The organism is Adlercreutzia sp. DFI.6.23, from assembly GCF_024462535.1.
GTDB lineage: Bacteria > Actinomycetota > Coriobacteriia > Coriobacteriales > Eggerthellaceae > Adlercreutzia > Adlercreutzia rubneri.
The window spans coordinates 1-351 of sequence record NZ_JANGBP010000286.1; the positions used below are offsets into that span (position 1 = coordinate 1).

Genomic DNA, 351 nt, shown 5'->3' on the forward strand with positions numbered 1-351 from the left:
CGTGGACCGCCTGTTCGCGGAGGGCAAGGACGCGCTCATGGATCCCGCCAACGCATGCCGCCACTAGAGAAGGCCTCGGCCCGCAAAGGCCACGGGGCACCTGCCCCATCGCTCGCCCAGCCCGAAGAGCCGCCGACTCGTCGGGCTTTTGTTTTGGGCTCAACGCTCCGGGCCGCTACGGGCAATCGGAAACGCCCGAACCCTGACGCCCGGAGCCGCGAGTACGGCACCTCCAAGTCGCCATGGGCCAAAGCGTCGGTGCTAAGCGGCGAGGACGCCCCGGCCCGATAGCGGTCGAGCGCCACTTCGGCGATCATGCCGGCGTTGTCGCCGCAGGAGGCGAGCGGCGGC

General features: G+C 70.4%; 1 protein-coding gene. It reads right to left on the bottom strand.

Annotation, left to right across the window (positions count from 1 at the left end; genetic code table 11):
- Positions 1-35: 35 nt before the first annotated feature.
- A partial coding sequence (locus NE591_RS13400; protein ID WP_256156881.1) for a hypothetical protein occupies positions 36-351 on the bottom strand: 316 nt, incomplete at its 5' end.